1 protein-coding gene and 1 pseudogene are annotated in these 511 nt (G+C 63.0%); both read right to left on the bottom strand.

Going from position 1 to position 511, the window contains the following annotated elements:
• The coding region (locus QZL63_RS10650; protein ID WP_290587177.1) for a Nif3-like dinuclear metal center hexameric protein at positions 1–324 on the bottom strand (324 nt) is incomplete at its 3' end.
• Positions 325–361: 37 nt separating this feature from the next.
• Positions 362–511 (bottom strand): annotated as a pseudogene (locus tag QZL63_RS10655) (MerR family transcriptional regulator); the annotation flags it as partial.

Here is a 511-nt window from a genome sequence, read left to right on the forward strand (position 1 = left end):
GCCGCCCGGAGCGCTGTCGAGGTTCGTGTGGCAGGCGTAGAGGGCGATTCTGCGCCGGATAGCCCGCTCGACACAGCGCTGCACGGCATCGGCCGAATTGAAGCGCTTGAGCGGGTGGAAGACGATCGGATGGTGTGTGATGACCAGGTCGCAGCCCAGCCGTTCGGCCTCGTCGAGCACCTCCTCCGTGACATCGACGGCCAGCAATGCGGCATGCACCTCGTCGTCCTCTCGGCCGACGACAAGTCCCGCATTGTCATAGGATTCCTGCCAGCGAAGCGGGGCAAAGGTTTCGATAACCGAGGTTACATCTTTGATTTTCATAGTCATATGGTTTCAGGTCGGGGTTTTCGGTGCGCCGTCAGAAGAGCGACTGTTCGTAGAAGGCGAACAACTCCTTGTGCTCGACCTCCTCCTTCTTGCGGCGGGGTTTGCGCGCGGCGCGGCGGGGTTGCCCCGGGGCATCCGACGGCGCCTCCTCCAAAGGCTGTCCCGTCGCCTCGTCGATCCG

Origin of the sequence: Alistipes sp. CAG:268 (assembly GCA_000434235.1) — a bacterium.
Classification (GTDB): Bacteria; Bacteroidota; Bacteroidia; order Bacteroidales; family Rikenellaceae; genus Alistipes; species Alistipes avistercoris.